Source organism: Chloroflexota bacterium, from assembly GCA_016219275.1.
In the GTDB taxonomy this organism is placed as follows: Bacteria; Chloroflexota; Anaerolineae; order UBA4142; family UBA4142; genus JACRBM01.
The window spans coordinates 167,860-188,135 of sequence record JACRBM010000058.1; the positions used below are offsets into that span (position 1 = coordinate 167,860).

General features: G+C 56.1%; 16 protein-coding genes. 12 read left to right on the top strand and 4 right to left on the bottom strand.

What is annotated here, in order from left to right; genetic code table 11:
• Positions 1 to 73 precede the first annotated feature (73 nt).
• From HY868_16460 to murJ, 11 genes are all read left to right on the top strand, one after another.
• Positions 74 to 607, top strand: a complete 534-nt coding sequence (locus tag HY868_16460) for a ribonuclease H-like domain-containing protein (GenBank protein MBI5303730.1) — start codon at positions 74 to 76, stop codon at positions 605 to 607.
• Between the two features lie 238 nt (positions 608 to 845).
• Complete coding sequence (locus tag HY868_16465; GenBank protein ID MBI5303731.1) at positions 846 to 1,904, top strand: BMP family ABC transporter substrate-binding protein; 1,059 nt, start codon at positions 846 to 848, stop codon at positions 1,902 to 1,904.
• 133 nt (positions 1,905 to 2,037) lie between these two features.
• Positions 2,038 to 3,582 (top strand): ABC transporter ATP-binding protein, encoded by a 1,545-nt coding sequence (locus HY868_16470; protein MBI5303732.1) that lies wholly within the window; start codon positions 2,038 to 2,040, stop codon positions 3,580 to 3,582.
• Complete coding sequence (locus tag HY868_16475; protein ID MBI5303733.1) at positions 3,575 to 4,930, top strand: ABC transporter permease; 1,356 nt, start codon at positions 3,575 to 3,577, stop codon at positions 4,928 to 4,930. Before HY868_16470 ends, HY868_16475 begins: the two co-directional genes overlap by 8 nt.
• Positions 4,931 to 5,169: 239 nt before the next feature.
• Positions 5,170 to 6,282: an ABC transporter permease gene (locus HY868_16480; protein MBI5303734.1), complete on the top strand. Its 1,113-nt coding sequence runs from the start codon at positions 5,170 to 5,172 to the stop codon at positions 6,280 to 6,282.
• Positions 6,283 to 6,349: 67 nt separating this feature from the next.
• Positions 6,350 to 6,817, top strand: a complete 468-nt coding sequence (locus HY868_16485; GenBank protein MBI5303735.1) for a hypothetical protein — start codon at positions 6,350 to 6,352, stop codon at positions 6,815 to 6,817.
• A complete protein-coding gene (locus HY868_16490; protein MBI5303736.1) occupies positions 6,699 to 8,762 on the top strand; it encodes an SUMF1/EgtB/PvdO family nonheme iron enzyme in 2,064 nt (687 codons plus the stop codon). Before HY868_16485 ends, HY868_16490 begins: the two co-directional genes overlap by 119 nt.
• A 252-nt stretch (positions 8,763 to 9,014) precedes the next feature.
• Positions 9,015 to 9,590: a nucleotidyltransferase domain-containing protein gene (locus HY868_16495; protein ID MBI5303737.1), complete on the top strand. Its 576-nt coding sequence runs from the start codon at positions 9,015 to 9,017 to the stop codon at positions 9,588 to 9,590.
• The gene (locus tag HY868_16500; GenBank protein MBI5303738.1) at positions 9,587 to 10,078 is read left to right on the top strand and encodes a hypothetical protein; all 492 of its coding nucleotides are present in this window, start codon (positions 9,587 to 9,589) and stop codon (positions 10,076 to 10,078) included. Before HY868_16495 ends, HY868_16500 begins: the two co-directional genes overlap by 4 nt.
• Positions 10,075 to 11,361 carry a C39 family peptidase gene (locus HY868_16505; GenBank protein ID MBI5303739.1) on the top strand — a complete coding sequence of 429 codons (1,287 nt, stop codon included), beginning with the start codon at positions 10,075 to 10,077 and terminating at the stop codon, positions 11,359 to 11,361. Before HY868_16500 ends, HY868_16505 begins: the two co-directional genes overlap by 4 nt.
• Positions 11,362 to 11,421: 60 nt before the next feature.
• On the top strand, positions 11,422 to 12,768 hold the full coding sequence (gene murJ / locus HY868_16510; GenBank protein ID MBI5303740.1) for a murein biosynthesis integral membrane protein MurJ: 1,347 nt from the start codon (positions 11,422 to 11,424) through the stop codon (positions 12,766 to 12,768).
• 556 nt (positions 12,769 to 13,324) lie between these two features.
• Here the strand turns inward: murJ and HY868_16515 are convergent.
• From HY868_16515 to HY868_16525, 3 genes are all read right to left on the bottom strand, one after another.
• Complete coding sequence (locus HY868_16515; GenBank protein ID MBI5303741.1) at positions 13,325 to 13,993, bottom strand: hypothetical protein; 669 nt, start codon at positions 13,991 to 13,993, stop codon at positions 13,325 to 13,327.
• 147 nt (positions 13,994 to 14,140) lie between these two features.
• Positions 14,141 to 15,634 (bottom strand): radical SAM protein, encoded by a 1,494-nt coding sequence (locus HY868_16520; GenBank protein ID MBI5303742.1) that lies wholly within the window; start codon positions 15,632 to 15,634, stop codon positions 14,141 to 14,143.
• Between the two features lie 11 nt (positions 15,635 to 15,645).
• The gene (locus tag HY868_16525) at positions 15,646 to 18,687 is read right to left on the bottom strand and encodes a hypothetical protein (protein ID MBI5303743.1); all 3,042 of its coding nucleotides are present in this window, start codon (positions 18,685 to 18,687) and stop codon (positions 15,646 to 15,648) included.
• Here HY868_16525 and HY868_16530 point away from each other — a divergent pair.
• On the top strand, positions 18,667 to 19,158 hold the full coding sequence (locus tag HY868_16530) for a hypothetical protein (GenBank protein MBI5303744.1): 492 nt from the start codon (positions 18,667 to 18,669) through the stop codon (positions 19,156 to 19,158). The genes HY868_16525 and HY868_16530 overlap by 21 nt on opposite strands.
• Here the strand turns inward: HY868_16530 and HY868_16535 are convergent.
• Positions 19,147 to 20,256: a hypothetical protein gene (locus tag HY868_16535; protein MBI5303745.1), complete on the bottom strand. Its 1,110-nt coding sequence runs from the start codon at positions 20,254 to 20,256 to the stop codon at positions 19,147 to 19,149. The genes HY868_16530 and HY868_16535 overlap by 12 nt on opposite strands.
• Positions 20,257 to 20,276 lie beyond the last annotated feature (20 nt).

The window sequence follows — 20,276 nt, forward strand, 5'->3', positions numbered from 1 at the left end:
ATTTTACGAGACATCGGCTCGAAATCCAAATCGAAAACCGCAATCGAAAATCGCAAATCGAAGGGAGGTTATCTTGAACGACATTTTCTTCGACCTCGAAACGCAAAAGTCGTTTCAAGAAGTCGGCGGGCGCGAGAACCTCAAGTTGTTGCGCGTGTCGGTCGCGGTGACGTTTGCGACCGCGACGAATGAGTTCAAAGCGTACACTGAAAAAGACGTACCCGCGTTGATCGCGGATTTGAAAGCGGCGGAGCGGGTGATCGGTTTCAACATTCTCAACTTTGATTATCCGGTATTGAAAGCGTACACGAACGAACGCCTCAACGATTTGAAATCACTCGACTTGCTCGACGACCTGTACAACAAGCTGGGTTTCCGAGTTAGTCTCGATACGCTCGCGAACGCGACGCTCGGCAAAAATAAATCGGCGGATGGCTTGCAAGCGATTCAATGGTTTCGCGAGGGCAAGCTGGAGGAATTGATCGCGTATTGTCGCGATGACGTCGCGGTGACCAAGCAATTGTTCGAGTTTGGACGCGACCAGGGTTACGTGCAGTATCGCGACAAATTCAACCGCGCACATCAAGTTCGTGTGACGTGGCAGTAGGGGTGAGGTATTTGCAACGGATCCGGAATTCGGACGCGCGATGTGGCAAATGCCTCGCCCGTACAATTTTGCCGCGTCGCACAATCGGCATATAATTACAGACGAACCCCTATCACAATCCCCATCAAATCATTTCGGTCGGTCGATGTGAAGCGACTCGCGAGAGGAGGTGATGCGTCCCCAAACTTGCACACCTAACCACTCGGAGTCAGGTTCAGAATCCAAAGGAGGAGTAGGAATGCGTACTCGAATGTTCGTGCTCGTCGCTTTGCTCGTTGCTGTCGCGTTGGTCCTGGGCGCGTGCGCTGGTCCCGCCGCCACAACCGGTGGCAAGCTCAAGATCGGTCTCGTCACCGATACCGGCGGCGTGAATGACAAATCGTTCAACCAGTCGGCGTGGGCGGGCGTACAAAAAGCCGTCAAAGACCTGGGCGGCGAAGCCAAGTTCATCGAATCGAAACAGCCCACCGATTACGAAAAGAACATTGATCAGTTCGCCACCGAAAAGTACGATGTCGTCATCAGCGTTGGTTTCTTGATGGGCGATGCCACGGCGGCGAAAGCCAAGCAGTACCCCAACTTGAAATTCGCGATCATTGACAACGCGTACTTTCCGACCAAGGGTGACAAGAATTGCCCAGAAACGGTCAAGGATTGCTACGCCGATGGCGGACTCAAGAATGTCACGTCGTTGATGTTCCAGGAAGATGAAGTTGGATTTCTCGCGGGCGTGGTGGCGGGCGGCATGACCAAAACCAATGTCGTCTGCACGATTTCTGGGATGGAAATTCCTCCCGTCGTTCGCTTTGTCGTCGGTTTCCAGAACGGCGCCAAGTGGATGAAGCCGGGTGTGCAAGCACTCAACACATACATCCCCTCGTTCACGGATCCCGCCAAGGGTAAAGAGACCGCGACGCAAATGATCGGACAAAAATGCGACGTGGGCTTTGGCGTCGGCGGCAACACCGGCAACGGTGGTTTGCTCGCGATGAAAGAAAAGGGCTTGATGGCGATTGGCGTGGACGTGGATCAGTACATCACGTACCCCGAAGTGAAGGACGCGCTGGTCACGAGCGCGGCGAAGAACGTGGACGTTGCCGTGTTCAATTACTTGAAGGCGGTCAGCGAGAAATCCGACAAAGCCGGCATGAGCACCGCGAATTTGAAGAACGGCGGTGTGGGGCTTGCGCCGTATCACGACTGGGAAAGCAAAGTTCCGGCCGATGTGAAAGCGAAAGTGAAGGAAGCGACCGACGCGTTGATTAGCGGCAAACTGGCGACCGGTTACAAGCCGTAAACGCGACAACTGAATAACGATTCAACACGCAAGGTGCTGTGCCACGCGGCACAGCACCTTTTTGTAGATTGTACCCCTCCCTCACCCTCCCCTTGCCAAGGGGAGGGATGGGGTGGGGTTGCAAGGAGCACCAATGACCTTTGCTCTTCAAGCCAACGGGATCACGAAACGGTTTCCGGGCGTGCTCGCGAACGACAACGTGAGTTTCGATTTGAAACGCGGCGAGATTCACGGCTTGCTCGGCGAGAATGGCGCGGGCAAAACGACGCTGATGAATATTCTGTACGGTTTGTATCAACCGGACGAGGGACAGATTTCACTCGACGGCAAACCGACGCGCATCACCAGTCCGCACGATGCGATCGCGCAAGGCATCGGGATGGTGCACCAACACTTTATGCTCGTGCCGCCGCTCACCGTGACCGAAAACATTATGCTGGGTCAGGAGGCATTGCGACCGGCGATGCAATTCCTGGGTCGCCTCGCGCCGCTCGACCGCAAGACCGCGTCCGCGCGCATCCGCGAATTGTCGCACCAGTACGGATTGGATATTGACTCGGACGCGTACGTCAAGGATTTGTCGGTCGGCGCGCAACAACGCGTCGAGATCGTCAAGGCGTTGTATCGCCGCGCGGATATTTTGATTCTCGACGAGCCAACCGCGGTGCTCACGCCGCAAGAAGCGGACGATCTGTTTCACATCATGAGCGGGATGGCGGTCTCCGGCAAGTCCATCATTTTCATCACGCACAAATTGCGCGAGATGCAAATCGTGGCGGATCGCATTAGCGTGATGCGCGGCGGCAAAATGGTCGGCACGACGACGCCGCACGAGGCGACCCAGGAAATGCTCGCGGAGATGATGGTCGGACGCAAGGTGATTTTGCAAGTGGATAAAGCGCCGATGCGCGCGGGCGATGTGGTGTTGCGCGCCGAAAATTTGCAGGCACAGGATGATCGCCACCATCAAATTGTCAATGGCGTGTCGTTCGAGGTGCGCGCCGGCGAAATCCTGGGGATTGCCGGCGTGCAGGGCAACGGACAACGCGAGTTGGTCGAGGCGCTCACCGGTTTGCGTCACGTTACGGGCGGCAACATCGAATTGCTGGGTCACGATGTCACGCGCGCGACGCCGCGCCACATCACCGAGTTGGGCGCGGCGCACGTGCCCGAAGACCGGCACAAACACGGCTTGGTGTTGAGTTTTCCGATTCGCGATAATTTTGTCCTGTGCACGTACTATAAATCGCCGTTCGTGACGGGCTGGGAGTTGGACGAGGCGCGCATCGCGCAAGAGGCGGACAAGTTGGTGCGCGAGTTTGATGTGCGCACGCCGAGCATCGAGACGCACGCGGGATCGTTGTCCGGCGGCAATCAGCAAAAGGTGATCGTCGCGCGCGAGTTGGATCGCCCGGTGAAATTGCTGATCGTCAATCAACCGACGCGCGGCTTGGACGTTGGCTCGATTGAATTCATTCACAAACGCATCATCGCCGCGCGCGATAGCGGCGCTGCCGTATTGCTCGTCTCCGCCGAGTTAGACGAAGTGCTCTCGCTCGCGGATCGCATCGCGGTGATGTACAAAGGCAGTATCTTGCAAACGCTCGATGCGCGCGACGCGACGCGCGAACAACTGGGTCTGTTGATGGCAGGCGTCAAGGAAGGCAAACATGTCTAGCGTAGCAGAAGCGCGTGCACCGCGCGCGGATTGGTTGCGCGTGCTCGACCTCCTCAGTATGCCCGCGCTCGCGATGGTGTTGGCATTCGTCGGCGGCGCGCTGATTATTTGGATCACGAGTGGCAGTCTGATTACCGTTGGCGAGGCGTACGGCGGGATGATCAATGGCGCATTCTTCAAGACGCGCGGGTTTAGCGAAACCTTGGTCGCGACGACGCCGTACATTTTCCTGGGTCTTGCGCTCGCGCTCGGTTTCAAAGCCGGGTTGTTCAACATCGGCGTCGAGGGGCAATTTTTCGTCGGCGCGATTGGCGCGGCGTGGGTCGGCAGCGCGTTCTCTGGTCTGCCGGCGATCATTCATCTGCCGCTCGCGCTGGGCGCGGGCGCGCTGGGCGGCGCACTCTGGGCAATGATTCCTGGTTACCTCAAAGCGAAAACTGGCGCGCACGAAGTCATCAACACGATCATGATGAATTACATCGCGTTTCGCCTCACCGAGTTTGTGGTCAGCGGTCCGTTGCGCGACGCCCATTCGAGCGCGGTGCAGACGCCGCGCGTTGCGCCAAACGCCGAGCTGTGGTCGCTGTATGCGATTCCCGAACGCTTGGGCGATCCGCTGAACGCGTTGGGCGTCGCGCTCGTGTGCGCGTTTCTCGGTTGGACGTTCGCAACCTGGCAGACTGCGCGTCCGAGTGCGGCGCGCCGTTTTGCGTCCGCGTCACAACGCCGCCTCGCAACCCTGGGTGTCGGCGCGGTAGTCGGCATCGTGACGTTTCTCGTTTTGCCGCCGCTCACACGCGCGTGGTGGCTCCTGAACGATCAGTACGATCGTTTGCACATCGGTATTTTCCTCGCGCTCGTGACCGCAGTTGCCGTGTGGCGTTTGTTGTGGAAGACGACGCTCGGCTTTGAGATGCGAATGGTCGGCGCGAATCCGGACGCGGCGAAGTACGCCGGCATCAACAGCACGCGCAACATCGTCGTGACGATGGCGCTCTCGGGCGCGCTCGCCGGCGTCGCGGGTACGATCGAGGTGCTAGGCGTTTCGATCTGTCGTTGTTTGCCGTTGTTCTTTTCGAGCGGGTACGGTTTCGACAGCATCGCGATTGCGTTGCTCGCGCAGAATCATCCGTTCGGCATCGTGCTCGGTTCGTTCGTGTTTGGCGCGATGCGGAACGGCGCAGATTTGATGGAACTGAATTCCGGTGTGTCCAAGTACGTCATCTCGCTGATCCAGGGTTTGGTGTTGTTGTTCGTCGCCGCGCCGGCGATGGTGCGCTGGCTGTTGCGTTTGCGCGCGCGCGCGGGCGAAGAGCAAGCGACGATCACGCGGGGGTGGGGGGGATAACGGATAGGAACGGATAAACGGAGAAACGGATCGGAAGCGGAGAAACGGATCGGAAGCGGAGAAACGGATCGGAAACGGATAAGCGGATCGGAAGCGGATGAGCGGATAAGCGGATGTAAAATCGTTTGTTCGTCAATACCTGCGCCAGTCAAAATTGAATGCAGAATCGTGGGGCAATTTTCCAAAATTGCCAAACCTAATGTGCGTGTGGCGAAGGGATTGTTTGTTGGAGATGGGACATGGCGAATTCGATGATCAGAAAATCTGCGCCCAATCAAGTGGGATTCTCGGCGAAGGCGCGTCAATGGGTGACAGCGGTGTTCGTTGTCGTGGGACTTGTCGCGGCGTTCCTGATTTTCAATGCGGTGATCGGCGGCAAGTGCGATTCGCACTGCGTGATCGGCATGTTGAATCAAACGTTGCGCTATGCCGCGCCGGTCGCGCTCGCCGCGTTCTGCGGCATTATGTGCGAACGCGCGGCGGTCGTCAACATCGGCATCGAAGGGATGATGTTGATGGGCGCGATGGTCGCGTACGCGGCGAATCTTTTTTCGTTCGTCGCGATGAAGAGCGCGGGACTCGATCCGGCAACCGCGGGCGAGGTGAGCCGCGTGCTCGCGCTCGTCGCGGCGATTGCGGCGAGCGGGTTGCTGGCGCTCTTGCACGCGTTCGTCTCGATTCGTTTTCGCGCGGATCAAATCATCAGCGGCACCGTCATCAACATTCTCGCGATTGGTATCACCGGCTATTTCTATCGCCAGTTCCTCTCGCAGGACATTCCGGCGGGACCCGGCACGTTTCCGCCGTTCGATATTCCGCTTCTCGCGCAAATCCCGGTCATCGGCGCGATTTTCTTTAGCGGGCAAAAGCCCATCGTTTACTTGATGCTGATCCTGACGGTCGCGATTCATTTCGTCTTGTTCTACACGCCCTGGGGCTTGCGAACGCGCGCGGTCGGCGAGAATCCGCGCGCGGCGGATACGCTCGGCATTGACGTGTACCGTGTGCGGTACATCAACGTGTTTGTCGGTGGCTTGATCGCGGGCTTGGGCGGTGCGTGGTTCACGCTCGAAGCGGTGGACGTGTTCAATCCGTTGATGACGAACGGGCTGGGTTTCATCGGACTCGCCGCGATGATTTTTGGCAGTTGGGCGCCGATTGGCGCGTGGGTCGGCGCGCTGATCTTCGGTCTCGGCAGTACGGTCACAACGACGATCAGCATTTTCCGCCCGGACATTCCGTCGCAGTTGCCGCAAATGTTGCCGTACATTTTGACGATGATCGTGCTCGCCGGGTTTGTTGGGCGCGCGGTACCGCCGGCGGCGGATGGACAGCCGTATGAAAAGCAGTGAGCAGTGAACAGTGAACAGTGGGATGTGATGAGTGATGCGTAATTGGTAATTCGAGAGGAGGCGCGCGATGATCGAATGGGTTGCGATTGCGACGGCGCTGGCGGCTGCCGCGCAAACGGTCGGCGGCGAGTTGGTGAAAGAAGGTTTGAAATCGTCGCTCAAGCCGGCGAGCGAACAGTTCAACGCGAATTTCTTGCGCGGCTATAAAGCCAAGCAACACGAAAACAATTTGCGCCGCGCGCTCGAAGCGACCGAGACCGCGTTCCGCGCGACGCCGAGCTTGACCACCGCGCAAGCGGACGCGGTGCTGACGCGCGTCACGCAACTCGCGCGTAACCCGCGATTGCAAAAGCAAACGCTCGCGCTGCTCCTCACGTTTCGACGATCAAAGCCCCTCGCGCATCCCCGACGATTTCTTGCGCGCGTTCGGTCTCACCGACGAACTGCGTCCCGCGCTTGCCGCGTTTCTCTACGAACTCCGTTCGCATTTCGCGCAGATCAAACAGTACGAGCCGTTGATGCAATTCGCGCTTGATTTACGCGCACAGAAAAAACGCGATGAAACGAACGCGTGGCTCGCGGCGATGGCCGGCGCGCAAGGCATTCTCGCGACGAGCGACGACGCGCAAGCGTTGAAGGATTACCTCGCGCACGTCCGCGAAAAACGTACCTACCTCTCGTTCCTCTTTGTTCGCCCGCGCTCGCGTGAAGCGACGACCGAAGCCGAACTCGAAGCGGTGTTCGTGCCGCTTCAAGTGCAAGACCCGGAACAAGAAGAAAAAATGCGGCGCAAATCGTCAGACCTGTCAGGTCTCAAAGACCTGACAGGTCTCGAGCGCGAGAAACCGTCAACGATCAACGACATTCTGCCGCGCTACGATTGCCTCTTGCTCAAAGGCGCGCCCGGTTCCGGCAAGACGACACTGTTGCGTCACCTTGCGCTCGCGTTTGCGAATGGCGACGCGCGCGAAAAACTCGCGTGGCAGGGCGAGCCGCTTTTGCCGATTCTCGTGCCGCTCCGCAACTTTGGCGCGTACCTTGACGCGCATCGCAAAGAATTTCCCGACCCCGCGCCCATGTCTCTGCTGACCTACATCCAGCAACACTTTGGGCAGAACGCGCTCGCACAACTCTCCGCGTTTTTCCGCGACCGCGAGGGCGGCAAGGACGCGTCGGACACCTGGGCGCGGCGGTTCCTCGTCGTCGCGCATCAACGCAGCGGCTTGTACGTCGAGGGTGCGCCGAACCTCTACAACTTTTCGCACTCGAACTTTCGAGAGTATCTTGCCGCGACCGAACTCGTCAAGGAACTCGATAGCGATCTCGTCCGCATCGTGTTGGAACACGTGGGCGACGCGTGGTGGGAAGAAACGATTTTGCTCGCGATGGCGTTGAAGGAACTGGGCGACCCGCGCCGCAAGTTGGTGATGGACGAATTGTTGGCGCGCGGACATTTATTGATGGCGGGCAAGTGCGCGGTGGATATGAGCGACCGCCTGCCTGCGCCATTGCGCCAGGAGATCACGGATAAATTGCTCGCGCAGATGCAGGCGTTGCGCGCGCCGATCAAAACCCGCGCGTCCGCCGGCGAAGCGCTCGACGCGCTTGGCTGGCTTCCCCCCGACCTCGACACGTTCGTCCACATTCCTGCTGGTGAAACGACATTCAACGACGAGCGCGTGCGCGTGCCGGAATTTTTCGTCGCCAAATATCCGGTTACCAATTACCAATTCCAAAAATTTATTGACGCCGGCGGCTACGAAAACGAAACCTACTGGCGCGATCAACGCGGCGTGGACGAAAAGGGGCGCGAACAAAACTTGAAAGACGAAGCGTGGAAGTGGTTGCAAGAACGCGGCGGTGTGGAACGCCGACCGTTTTACTGGGACAATCCGCGCTTTCACCGCGCCGGCTATCCGGTGATTGGCGTGACATGGTACGAGGCGAGCGCGTACTGCAAGTGGCTGACGGAGCAAATCGCGAATGGTGGATTGCTGATGGCAGATAGTCAGTGGCAATCGGTCAACCCGCTTTTGCTTTCTGCTATTCGCAATCAGCCATCTGCGCTTGTTTTCCGTTTGCCCACCGAACTGGAGTGGGTGCGTGCAGCGGGTGGCGACGCGAATAATCGGTATCCCTGGCAATCCCCAACCCCACCCCAGCCCTCCCCTTTGCAAGGGGAGGGTGAGGGAGGGGTGATTGCGCGCGCGAATGTGAAGGAGAGCGACCTGGGTGGCACAACGCCGGTCGCAATGTACCCCGACGGCGCGCGCGTAACGGAAGGAGGTGAACGCATATTTGATCTAGCCGGAAATGTCTGGGAGTGGACAAGCAACACTTTTGAAAAATCGTACCGAGGCGCGTGGATGCGCGGTGGATCGTGGGCTTGGAACGCAGACCCCGCTTCCGTCTCGTCGCGCATCGACCTCAACCGCCACTCCGACTACCACAACTACGGTTTGCGCGTGTTCGCCCAGTAATTTTCCTGAAGCACTTGACAACTGACAACTGACAACTGACAACTGATCTCACCCCATCCCCGTCCCTTCCCCTGCTCCTGACGATTTTTGTCAGGAGCAGGGGAAGGGGGGACAAGGGTATTGTCATTGTCATTTCGACGAGCGGTTTGTGCGAGGAGAAATCTCCGTTCACACAGGGACAAGATTTCTCGCTCTGCTCGAAATGACAGGTAGGTGCGACTTTGACAAAACCCTAAAAGGGGACACGAGACGATGAAAACCTACAAACATCTCTACGAACAAATCGCGACGTTCGAAAATCTGCTGCGCGCGTTCGACAAGGCGAAACGGCACAAGCGGATGAAACGACACGTCGCGGAATTCGAGCTGAACCTCGAACACAACCTGCTCGAACTGGAACCCGAAGAGTCTTGGAGACTCTTCGGGTTTTGGTTGCCGCGCGTCACGATTCATGCTACAATACCGACGATGAAAGACGAAAAATTTGCCGAGTACTTGCCGGGTATTCGCCGACGATGGAACGCCGAACGCGACGCGTGGGCACAGCGACGCGCCCACGCGTGGCATGGCGCGCGTCGCGCGGCGGAGGTGTTGCGTCAATTTGGCGCGACGCGCGTCATCGCATTCGGCTCGCTCACGCGCACTGGCATGTTCGACGCGCGCTCGGACATTGATCTCGCGGTGCAAGCCATTTCTCCCGATCAGTTTTGGGATGCCTATGTCCAAGCCGCAATGGTCGTCGGCGATTTTGAATTTGACCTGGTTGATCTTGATCACTGTGTCGCTCATCTGCGCGATGAGATTCTACAAAACGGAGTGCCGCTATGATTTCGCGCTATCAAGTCTTTCGCGAACGGATTGCCAATGAGTGGCACGACATTCGCCGCGCCGCCGATAAAGCGCAACAGGCATTTCACATCTCGGCGCGCGGCGGCAAGGACGAAACGTTTTATCTCGATTCGACTGCGCTGAATCTGCATGGATTCTACAACGGTGTCGAACAACTCTTTGAATGGATTGCCAAAGAATTCGACGACACGGTGCCCAGTGGCTCGGCTTGGCATCGGCAACTCTTGGCGCAAATGCAAATCGCCGTGCCAACCGTGCGCCCGGCGGTGATTCGCCCGACGACGCGGCTGGCATTGGAAAAATATCTCGGCTTTCGTCATATTGTCCGAAATCTCTACACTTGGGATTTTGATGTTAAACGCATGACGAGTCTCGTGGATGATTTGCCACAAGTGCTTTTGGATTTGCAAACTGATCTTGAACAGTTTCGCGATTTTCTCGACGCGGCTGGTCACGCCGACGAATGATTGATTTCATTTTTCCCACAACGGCGCGGGCAGTTCTCCGCGCTGTTTTGATTGGCGCAGGAATCGGTACTGCCATTGCCGCGCTCATCGTGTTCGCGTTCGCTAACGCGTTGCCCGATCTCGTCGTCGAAAAATATCACTCGCTCCGTTATCGCGTCGCCGAGTACTTGCCCCAGCCCACGATCCCCGCGTTCGTGCCCACGCCGCTTGCAACCGCCGAATCAACTAACCAACCAACAACCCAACAACCCCACGATCCAGCGACCCAACGATCCAACGACCCAACGACCCAACGACCTAACCACCCAATTGCTACCCTGTCACCGACTCGTCGCCCAACTAGTCAACGCTCCAACCATCAAACCATCCAACCGACCGTGATGTTACGCGGTTTCAAACACGATTACCAACGTTGGAACAATTGTGGTCCGACGACGCTGGGAATGATGCTGAGTTATTTCGGTCGCGCGGATACGCAAGCCGAGATTGCCGCGTTCACGAAACCGAATTACGACGACCGCAACGTGCGCCCCGACGAACTGTCCGCGTATGTGGATCGCACTGGTCTGCACGCGATCATTCGCGTCAATGGCACGCTCGATGAACTCAAAACATTTTTGTCGAACGGCATCCCGGTGATCGTCGAGACTGCGCTCGTCAAACAGCCGCAAGGATGGATGGGGCACTATCGTTTGTTGAGCGGGTACGACGCCAAACAATTTTCGACGCTCGATTCGTACGATGGACCGAGCGTCAAGATCACGTTCGACGATCTCGACAAGGATTGGCGCGCGTTCAACCGGCTCTATCTCGTCGTCTACACCGAGGACCAAGCCGCGCGCGTGCGCGCCATCATCGGCGAGGCGATGGATGACCGCGCGATGTACACGCAAGCCGTAACGCGCGCGCGTGAAGAGATTGCGGCGAATCCACAAGACGCGTTCGCGCAGTTCAACCTGGGAATGAGTTTGGTCGGCTTGAAGCGTTACGCCGAAGCCGCCGCCGCGTTCGACAAAGCGCGCAACCTGGGATTGCCGTGGCGCATGTTATGGTACCAGTTCGGTCCGTACGAGGCGTACTTGCAGACCAAACGGTACGACGAAGTGTACGGTCTTGCCAACGCGTTGCTCGCCGGGTTCGATGGTTTGGAAGAGTCGCACTATTACAAAGGACTCGCGCTCCGCGCCCAAGGTCGCGCCGACGACGCGCGCGCCGAGTTCCAAATCGCGCTCAAGTACAACAAAAACTATCGCGATGCCCAACGCGCGTTGAAAGACCGCTGACCTCGAACACACGCCAACTGTTCACTGTTCACTGTCCCCTGACCACTCGACCATCTAACCATGCGACTATTCTCCGACCGCCGCTTACTCATCTCCTCCGCCATCGTCGCGAGCGGATTCGCCGCGAGCAAAATCCTGGGTCTGCTCCGCGAAATCATCATCGCGCGCGCGTTCGGCACGGGCGGCGACCTCGACGCGTTCTTCGCCGCGACCTCATTCGCCGATCTGTTGTTCGCGGTTGTCGCGGGCGGGTCGCTCGCGTCCGTGTTCATCCCCGTGTTCAGCGGCTACCTCGTGCGCGATCAAGCCGCGCGCGCGGCGGGCTGGCGTTTCGCAAGCGCAGTCGTCACCGATGTGTTTCTCGTCGTCGCGAGTTTGTCCGCACTTGGCATGGTATTTGCGCCGGAAATCGTCGGCGGAATTCTCGCGCCTGGTTTTTCGCCGGCGCAACGCGCGCTCACCGCCGAATTGTTGCGACTCGTGTTGATCTCGACCTCGATTTTTGGCGTCAGCGGCACACTCACCGGGATTCTGCATGCGCATCAACATTTCGCGCTGCCCGCAATCGCGCCGTCGCTTTATAATTTCGGCATCATCGCCGGCGCGATGTGGCTCGCGCCGCAGTTTGGCATCCTAGGCGTCGCGTACGGTGTTGTCGCCGGGAGCGCGGCGCATTTCCTCGTCCAGGTTCCCGCTCTGATCTATTTTCGCGCGCACTACACGCCGACGCTTGGCGCGCGCGATTCAGGCGTCGGTCGCTTGCTGGCATTACTCGGTCCGCGTCTCGTGACGATGCTCGTTGTGCGCGCCACGTGGTTAATGATGACGAATCTCGCGTCGCGTCTGGGTGAGGGGAGCGTCAGCGCGTTGAGTTACGCGTACTCGCTATGGCAATTTCCCGAATCGCTGATCGGTACGGCGATTGCGCTCGCGGTCTTTCCGCGTCTCGCGCGCCACGTCGCGGCAAACGAATTCGCGCAACTGCGTGCGACGTACACGCGCACACTCGCGCTGATTCTCGGTTTGGCGATTCCCGCGATGCTCGCGCTCGTCGTGTTCGCGCGTCCCATCGTCGCGTTGTTGTTCGCGCGCGGCGCGTTCGGCGCGGCGTCAACCGAGCTGGTCGCGACAGTGTTGCAAATCTACGCGCTCGCGATTGTCGGCGAGTCCGCGCTCGAATTGACCGCACGCGTGTTTTACGCGCAACACGACGCGCGCACGCCGATGTTCGTCGCGCTCGTCGCGATGTTGGTGCGCGCCGGGTTGATGGTGTGGTGGAGTGGTACGTGGGGTGCGCCCGGACTCGCGCTCGCGTACGCGGTCGGGGTTGCCATCGAAGGTGGCGCACTGGGTTGGCTCGCGCGTGCGCGATGGGATCGCGATCCAATGAAAAGACCTGCCGAGTGAAGGCAGGTCGTCGTTCCTGATGAGGAACTGTGTGAGGGAAACACAATCAAGTGTTCCGGGATGTTGAGTGTATTCAGTTGTGAAAGTGAGCCGCGTCAGGTCATGTAGACCATCACCACCTTTATGTACTATGATGAATGGATGATTGAATCAAATCTCGGGTGAATTCGGTTTTATCGTTGTCCGAGTCAGGTCATATCTGTCACCACCTCCTCTACAGTGTGCTGTGAATTGATTGCGGAATCAAATCGCTTGTCTCGAAATTTGCCGACGGTTGAACGCTTTGCCCTATCTGTCTCCTTTCTCCTTCAATGCTGTCGTCACGCGAGGTCATCAATATCTACACCTCCTTTTGCTCGCGTGTCACTTACGCATTTGGTTGGGTTTCCAGTTCGGTGAAGTTGTCAGGATATCCTCTGCCACCCCGCAAGAGGGCTATGGCGACGAATACACAGAGGACCATGATGGGAGGGAATACAGCCAATCCGATGAGTGTGGCGTGTGCCCAGTCATTCCAGTTCATGTGTTCTCCTCTATCAAATCGTGAGTGCCTGACTTATGCAATACGTCGGAACCTGAAGATGCGACCATCGCGTTCGTACTGTTTGGCTCGACAAAGTTCCGCGCGACGGAGTTCTTTCTCGTCGGCTGTTTGCTCGTGTCCTACGATAATTGGATTGGGGTCTGAATCGGGTTCGTCGGCTTGGATCGTTTTGACCGATGAATTGAATGTGCGTACGCGTGCTGGCGCTGGGTGTAACGAATTGTCGAACAAGGATCGGAGTGACGGGATGGTCAAACCGCCGGGTTGCCTGATGACCAGGTAAGCGACGACCACAATAGGAATCCACCTGATCACATCTGACAGTGCCGCGACGACCAGTCCAATCCAATTCGGCAAATTCCGATTCCACTCACGCGCTTGTTCTGCTTCCAACGCCGCTTGCGTTTGGCGTTTTTGCTCGTCCAAGCGTGTCGTTTCGAGGCGGTGATCGTTTTCGATCTTTCGGCTGCGAATCTCTTCCTCTGTGCGGTCGTTGGCGAGTTTCTTTTCGCGCGCCTCTTCGGATTTCACTTGCGCGAATGCTGGACCGATGTCGCTGTGGAGCCATTGAAGCCGGTCGAGCGCAACCGCGCCGACGATGAATGCGGCGACCAAGAGTCCGGCGACAAACAGCACTAGGGCGATTGTTCCGCTATCGTTGGGTCGAAATTGTCCCTGCATATTTTCCTCCTCGCTCTCGATTTCCTTTCATGTCTGCATTATCCACGCCGAAACTGACACTGCAAGATACGAAAACGAACAAATAAAAAACGGGAAGGTTACATTTCCTTCCCGTTCAATCACAGAACCCTTTCACTTCGCTGTCACCTAACTGACACAGCCGTTTTGCTTGAGCAAGCGTAGTCCTTCGAGCCGAAGCGCCGCTGGAAACAGTGTTTGGTAAATCCGGCAATTGGGGCTGGATACATCCCAACGTCCCGTCGCGCGAAAGGTTTCGAGGGGACAGCCGCCCGCGCAACGATAGCGATAGGCGCAATCGCGACAACCCACTTTTTCGTCAACGGCGACGTTTCGAATCGCACCACTTGACACGCGATTCAGCAACGATCCGTCGAGTGTGTCGCTCGCCGGTTTGTCCAAGTGCATTTGGCACTGCGCGAGTTTTCCATCATGCGAAATCACCAGATAGGCGAACCCGACTCCGCACGTGTGCGTGTGTGCTTCAGCTTGGACGCGATCGAGCAACCCGTTGAAGAACGGACGCGTCGGCAGACGCGACTCGAAGACGGCATATGCCGCGAGCATCCCTTCGATGATCGCCGATTCCTCCAGCGCGAGTTCTTGTCGCGACGTGGACAGGATGTTCTGGCGATAAAAATTCAGACTGACCGGCAAATCGCGTTCTAATGCCCATTGCACGGCATCCGCCGCGCCCGCCGCGTTGACGCGCGTGACGGTGATCGTGATGTCGGGACGAATTTGGCGCGGCAACAGTACTCGATCAACCGTGTCTTGGATGATGCCGAAAGAATCACGTCCATCTTTGAACGCGCGCAAGCGGTTGTGCATTTCGCCTACCCCATCAAGCGAGATCATCAGCTTGACGCCGGTGTTGGCGAACCAATCGGCATCTTCCGGTTTGATGCGTGTTCCGTTGCTCAAGACTACTTGCCGCAATCCGATTCCCGTTTCGTCCGAAATTTGTCGCGCATGTTCGACCAGACGACGAATGAGTTGGAAATGCAAGGTCGGCTCACCGCCGGCGTACTTGAGTTTGACGCGCGAAAAATGATGCGCTTGCGCCGTCCGGAAAATGCGCTCGACCGCGCGCAAACCGATTTCTTCGCTCATCCGCGCCGATGATTTTCGGACGTAGCAATATGGACAGTCGAGGTTGCAAGCATTGGTGATGTGAAGCCAGCAGGTCAACGTTTCGGGCTTTGAATCGCGCGCGATAGGTTTGTTGCCGCGTGGCAGGATCAGACGTTGTGTAGCAAAGGTTCGATCCACTGGTTGGGTCAGTGGTTGGGGATCAGTAAATGACTGCCAGCGCGACCAAGCCGTTGGATTCAACACACTTGGACCGAGCGGCGCGTACGGACTGTAAACCAGTTTAAATCCGAGTGGAAGATCGGCGATATGCGTGTTGGATGAGCGAACAAAATTCTGGGCTGGTTTCCACGTCGGCGAGGAAAGACGCGGTGTGTCTGGGCAAGCACAATCATTTTCAAGATCAGCGCATTCGTCTTCATCAAAAGTGAGTGCGAGCGCTCCATCCGGGCAGGCGCAGTCTTCATCGCGCGTATTCGTCTCGGCAGTGAAGACGATGGGAGACCTAAAGTCAGTATCATTCGGATCCATAGCAACGTCCTTTAATCATACGTTCCAAAACAGGACTGAAGATAACTTTCTACATCGCCCAAATCTACCGGTTTGATTTCGCCTGTCTTGTACTTTTCGCGGGCGTTGCGAATGTGTTCCTGCAAGTCGTTCAGTTCAGTCAGATTGAATTTCTTGGCATCCTCGTAAAGGCGATCATAAATAACCGTGAGTGCGAATGAACGCGGTGAAAGGAGTTGTGCGTAACCGACACCGCGCACATACGCCTCTGCGGCAGTGCGAAGATGCTCTTGCGCCTGGGAATCTTGATGGACAAATTGATGCAGTTCCGGTTTTTTCGCCTGAGGATTATCTTTTTCAATTTCCTCGGTGCGTTGGCAAAAGCGCCCAACACTCATCTGCGCGCGCAAGTGCTCGATCTTGCTCGCCTGAGTATAAACGTACAGATCATCGCGTTCGGCGGATGGCAATTTGGAATTCTCTTGAATCAGCGCGTCCGGCGGAATCAGACCATTCTCAAGAATTGCCGCCAGCGTCTTCTCTGCCTGGGCGTAGTCGTTTGCATAATAGTTTGCCCAAGCAAAGTTGACCCGCGCATCCAACTCGAGACGGGGATTCTTGATCTCGTGTGCCAACTTGATGGCTTCATCCAAATAGTGAAGAGCATCACGGTAGCGGAGATGCCATTTGTCCGGCGACAGGTCGAGGTCAATCAGAATGCGATCACGGTGCAAACAACCCAACTCGATCAAGGTCTCGACGCGCCGTACTGGTTCACCTTTGGCAGAACTTTCGGTGAATAGTTTGAGCGCTTCGTTGACCGCTAGTTCTGCTTGGTCATAGATGATTTCAGCCGGTTCGGCAAACACGCGCCCAGCAGTCCGCGCCTCATTCGCCAAACGACGCAACGCTTCCCCTAGCTGAATCAAAGCGAGTCCCAAGCCGCGTGACTCTTCGACTCGGCGAAAGTATGCTACCGCCGTTGCCGCTTCGCTCCAAGCCAAGTCTTGACGCAAATGGCGGTTGTCAATTAGCGCCAGCGTATTATATGAATAGGCAATCGGGACCTCCGCCCCTATGTCTTTTTTCATCGCTAAACCGTCTAGACAGACGCGACGCGCGCGCAAACGATTCATATCTGAAAACGCGCGCGCGAGGTTCGTGAGCACTTGGGCTTTGTGCGCTTTTGATTCAGTGCCGCGCGCATACTTGAGCGCCAAACCGTACATTTTCACCGCTTTGCCAAGCCGTCCGATGGTCACAAATCCATAGCCGGCAAAATTGTATATCAACGAGATGGTGCGCCGCAAACGACCTTCCGCAGGATGTCCGATAAAGCCGCATTCGTCGCGTTCGGAAAACACAGGTGTGTTTTGGTCCTTTGTTGCCAACTGGACTAATTCACCCGCTGTGTCTTCCAATTTCCTACAGAAATCGAGAATGTCTGCGCCTTGCATCACCCGCGCGTACTCGCGCCAACAGGTTCGTTCGCCACGCGCAAATGTGTGGCTCCAGCTTCTCTTCTCATTCGGAGCCATCTCCTGGATCGCGCTTTCTACTCGCTGACTGAAATCAATCGCGCGTTGCCGGTCTTGCCGTAATACGAATCGTTGGATCCAGCGGATAACATCGTCTTGACGAACCGCGCGGCGCAATACCTCCTCCTCTGTTTCGCCACGCTTCTGCGGTGCGGTTCGCGGTTTCATGTCGGCAAACTTGAAGGTGAAGGGATCACTCATTACGCGCCACGACTCGGCTTGCGCCGTTGCCTCGGCTTCTTCATCTTGAGCAAGCCACCTATTTTTACCTATATCAAAAGCAATGTTGCTGAAATTATATGGACTCAACAAGAGGGTATAGTGCATTTCCTCAGTCTCAAAGTCGAGAATTTTCTCGCGAATTTCAATTCGCCTTTCCTCTTCTCGGTCTGTAATCTTTGGAAACTGAACTGACAGCGCTTTAGTAGGAGAAGTGAATTGCAACTGCAACCGTTCCACGTCTCTTGTTTGGAATTCCTTACGTTCCTCCTCAAGTGGACGTCGAGTGAATTCTGCCCAGTCCTTCAACTTGGCATAGAGTCTTTGGCGCGCTTTTGTCTCGTCTTGGCGGTCTTGGGGATTGACAGCCATGTGCTCGGCATAAATTCGATAGATTTCGTCTTGCAATCCTAATCGCTCACCCGGACGACGCTTGATGATGGATAGCTGGCGCATTCCATCAAGATCATTGCGAATCTCTTCCTGTTTTATCGGATTGGGTTTCCACTCTTCGGCTGTCATACCGGCTGGACTATGCAATGCAAAATGAAGTTGGTCCGCGTCCAAGCCAGGGCGCGCTCGCACCAATGCCTTGAGGATTTCAGAGCGCGAACCGGGATAAGCAAAGAGAACTCGGATGAATTCGTGCTCAATATCCCACCGCGCTTGTTCCAACTCTGGAGTAACTTTATTGACGGGATCATCGGTTTTGACCCGCGCGTGCGCTTGCTCCGGCGAATCCCCCAACGGCGCGGGAATGGTCCGCCCATCAACAATCAAATCGGCGTAGAGTGATAATCGAACCGGTTGTCCAGCGGTGTACAGCCATAGCACATCGGTGTGCTCCTGCGCGGACAATTCCCGCATTGTGCTAGCAATCTTTTTGTAATCGCTAGATTGAGCGGCACGTTGTTGCCATTCCTGGCTTAGATATTGGAAATAAGTCTGTGTGTCCGATTCGCTAAAGGGTTCGATAGAAATGTCGGTGATCTCGCAAGGTGACTGAGCTTGTGAGACCGCCTTCGAGATTTCGTCAAAGAAGCGCTTGCCTTCTTCGTACCTACCAGCCAAAATCAATGTTGTATTGAGCAGAGTCCCACTGCGAATCTGATCCACCAGCCACTGCAACGTGTTGAATGAGATCTCCTCTGAACGGATCAGACCGCCTTCGATAAGCCATTCGGAGGTAGTGATGACCAGTTGTTCCGCCGTATCAATCGTCCACACCAACCGACGCCGATTCGCGTTTTCCTTATGATCCTGCAAGAATGCCGACTCGGCTTGTCTGCCGACTTCTTGGACGGTGAAATAGTCCACGCCTTGCTCGCGCAATCGCTGATGACGCCAGAAGGCAGTATCGTAGTGAGGAAAATCCGCGAGGTTAGTCCACTTGATCGCGTCGCGCATCGCGCGTATAAAATTGGTGCGCGTGTGCAAACGCGTGTCGGAGAGGTCTATCAGATCGGAGACGAGCGCATTACCCAACCGAGTCCAATCCCATTCGGCCGGCTGTTCGGAATGCTCGCGTTGCGATTCGGCGCGCGCTTGCGAGTTGCCGGCGCGTTCGATCACTTCTTCGACAAGGCGCGACTTGCCCATCCCACCCTTGCCGCGAATGAGCACAATCTGACAGGATTGATCAGCGCGATAAATCGCCTTTTTGATCTTTTCAAGTTCAATCGTTCGATTGACGAATCTTTCTGTGCGCCGCGCCGCGGCAAAGAGTTGATCGTTCATCACACTGATTCCTCCCTTCGATTTTCCGACGCGCCAAAATCACAGGCGTAAAAGCTCCCACAGCCCTTCAGATACTTTATATCGTTGCGCGGAATTTGTGGAATTGAAAATGATGCCGTATTGGAAAAGCTGATTGATAAGATCATCGTTGATGTCCAGTTTCAGTTTTTCAAGTTCGTCACTGGTCCATTCTTTATCCAGCGATCGGGCAATTTGTATAAGGCAATCCAAAACATTCTGGGTAAGAGGCATGTATCTGGGTTTGCCATTTTGATCTGGGCGTCGAATCAGATTGTCAATACACCCGGAGATATCAGTGCGAGTCAACACAGAAACGGGGAAACTCGTCGCGCGTGGGACCGCGCGATCAAAAAGGAAAGCATTGATATAGGGGTGATCCCAGTTGTAGCCCGTGCAATCGGGGAGAACCGATTCATGACCCTGCATCAGCGGTAACGCTTGAAGTTGTCCGAATGTGAGATTTTGGACTGTTGGATAATGTTTTTTCACGAACCCCAAAAATTGCTCGACGGGATCTGCGAGAGCATCCAGAGGCATCGAAGGTAGGCACTGGTTTTTGCGCAAGACGAAACTATCAATCGAACCTTCGTCGCGTAGCGCAATGAACATTCGAATGCACTCGCGACTCAAAAAACGTTCCAAGATTTGTTCATCTACATCTTGACGGATTTTCTTTTCGACTTCTTCATAGCCATCCACGATCACAATCGGCGAGGGATGTAGATCACAGCGAAGGCAAAGGTCATTTACGAGCCGGTCAATGTTTTGCGCAATTGTGGCATCTGGATCAATTGCCCTAACGTCAGGACAAACTTTGCGCGCATCCTGTTGGATCTCACCAAGCCATTTCAATATCGCTTCATTTTCCAACCCAACACCAGGTTTGACAAGCTCGGGGACTTGGACAAAAAATACAAGCCGCTTGGGAGGAGAATCGTGTCCGCGCAATTCCTCCCGAGCGGCTTGCAAGAACCAGGTTTTGCCCATGCCGGCTGGCGCAACAATCGCCCAGAGACGTTTGTCCACGCGCGACACATTAGCCCAGTCTTGGATTTTGTCTAGTTCAGTCTTTCGACCAACAAAAACTTTTGAATCGTAATCTTCCCAGTTACTCTGCTGCGGAGTCATGGACCCTCCTGTGCGACAAG

What these genes read in the sequence shown, in the direction of transcription:
- HY868_16520 (MBI5303742.1), bottom strand. Translation starts at nt 15,634, where the DNA reads ATGGATCCGAATGATACTGACTTTAGGTCTCCCATCGTCTTCACTGCC.
- HY868_16535 (MBI5303745.1), bottom strand. Translation starts at nt 20,256, where the DNA reads ATGACTCCGCAGCAGAGTAACTGGGAAGATTACGATTCAAAAGTTTTT.
- HY868_16500 (MBI5303738.1), top strand. Translation starts at nt 9,587, where the DNA reads ATGATTTCGCGCTATCAAGTCTTTCGCGAACGGATTGCCAATGAGTGG.
- HY868_16475 (MBI5303733.1), top strand. Translation starts at nt 3,575, where the DNA reads ATGTCTAGCGTAGCAGAAGCGCGTGCACCGCGCGCGGATTGGTTGCGC.
- HY868_16495 (MBI5303737.1), top strand. Translation starts at nt 9,015, where the DNA reads ATGAAAACCTACAAACATCTCTACGAACAAATCGCGACGTTCGAAAAT.
- HY868_16505 (MBI5303739.1), top strand. Translation starts at nt 10,075, where the DNA reads ATGATTGATTTCATTTTTCCCACAACGGCGCGGGCAGTTCTCCGCGCT.
- HY868_16470 (MBI5303732.1), top strand. Translation starts at nt 2,038, where the DNA reads ATGACCTTTGCTCTTCAAGCCAACGGGATCACGAAACGGTTTCCGGGC.
- HY868_16515 (MBI5303741.1), bottom strand. Translation starts at nt 13,993, where the DNA reads ATGCAGGGACAATTTCGACCCAACGATAGCGGAACAATCGCCCTAGTG.
- HY868_16465 (MBI5303731.1), top strand. Translation starts at nt 846, where the DNA reads ATGCGTACTCGAATGTTCGTGCTCGTCGCTTTGCTCGTTGCTGTCGCG.
- HY868_16480 (MBI5303734.1), top strand. Translation starts at nt 5,170, where the DNA reads ATGGCGAATTCGATGATCAGAAAATCTGCGCCCAATCAAGTGGGATTC.
- HY868_16485 (MBI5303735.1), top strand. Translation starts at nt 6,350, where the DNA reads ATGATCGAATGGGTTGCGATTGCGACGGCGCTGGCGGCTGCCGCGCAA.
- murJ (MBI5303740.1), top strand. Translation starts at nt 11,422, where the DNA reads ATGCGACTATTCTCCGACCGCCGCTTACTCATCTCCTCCGCCATCGTC.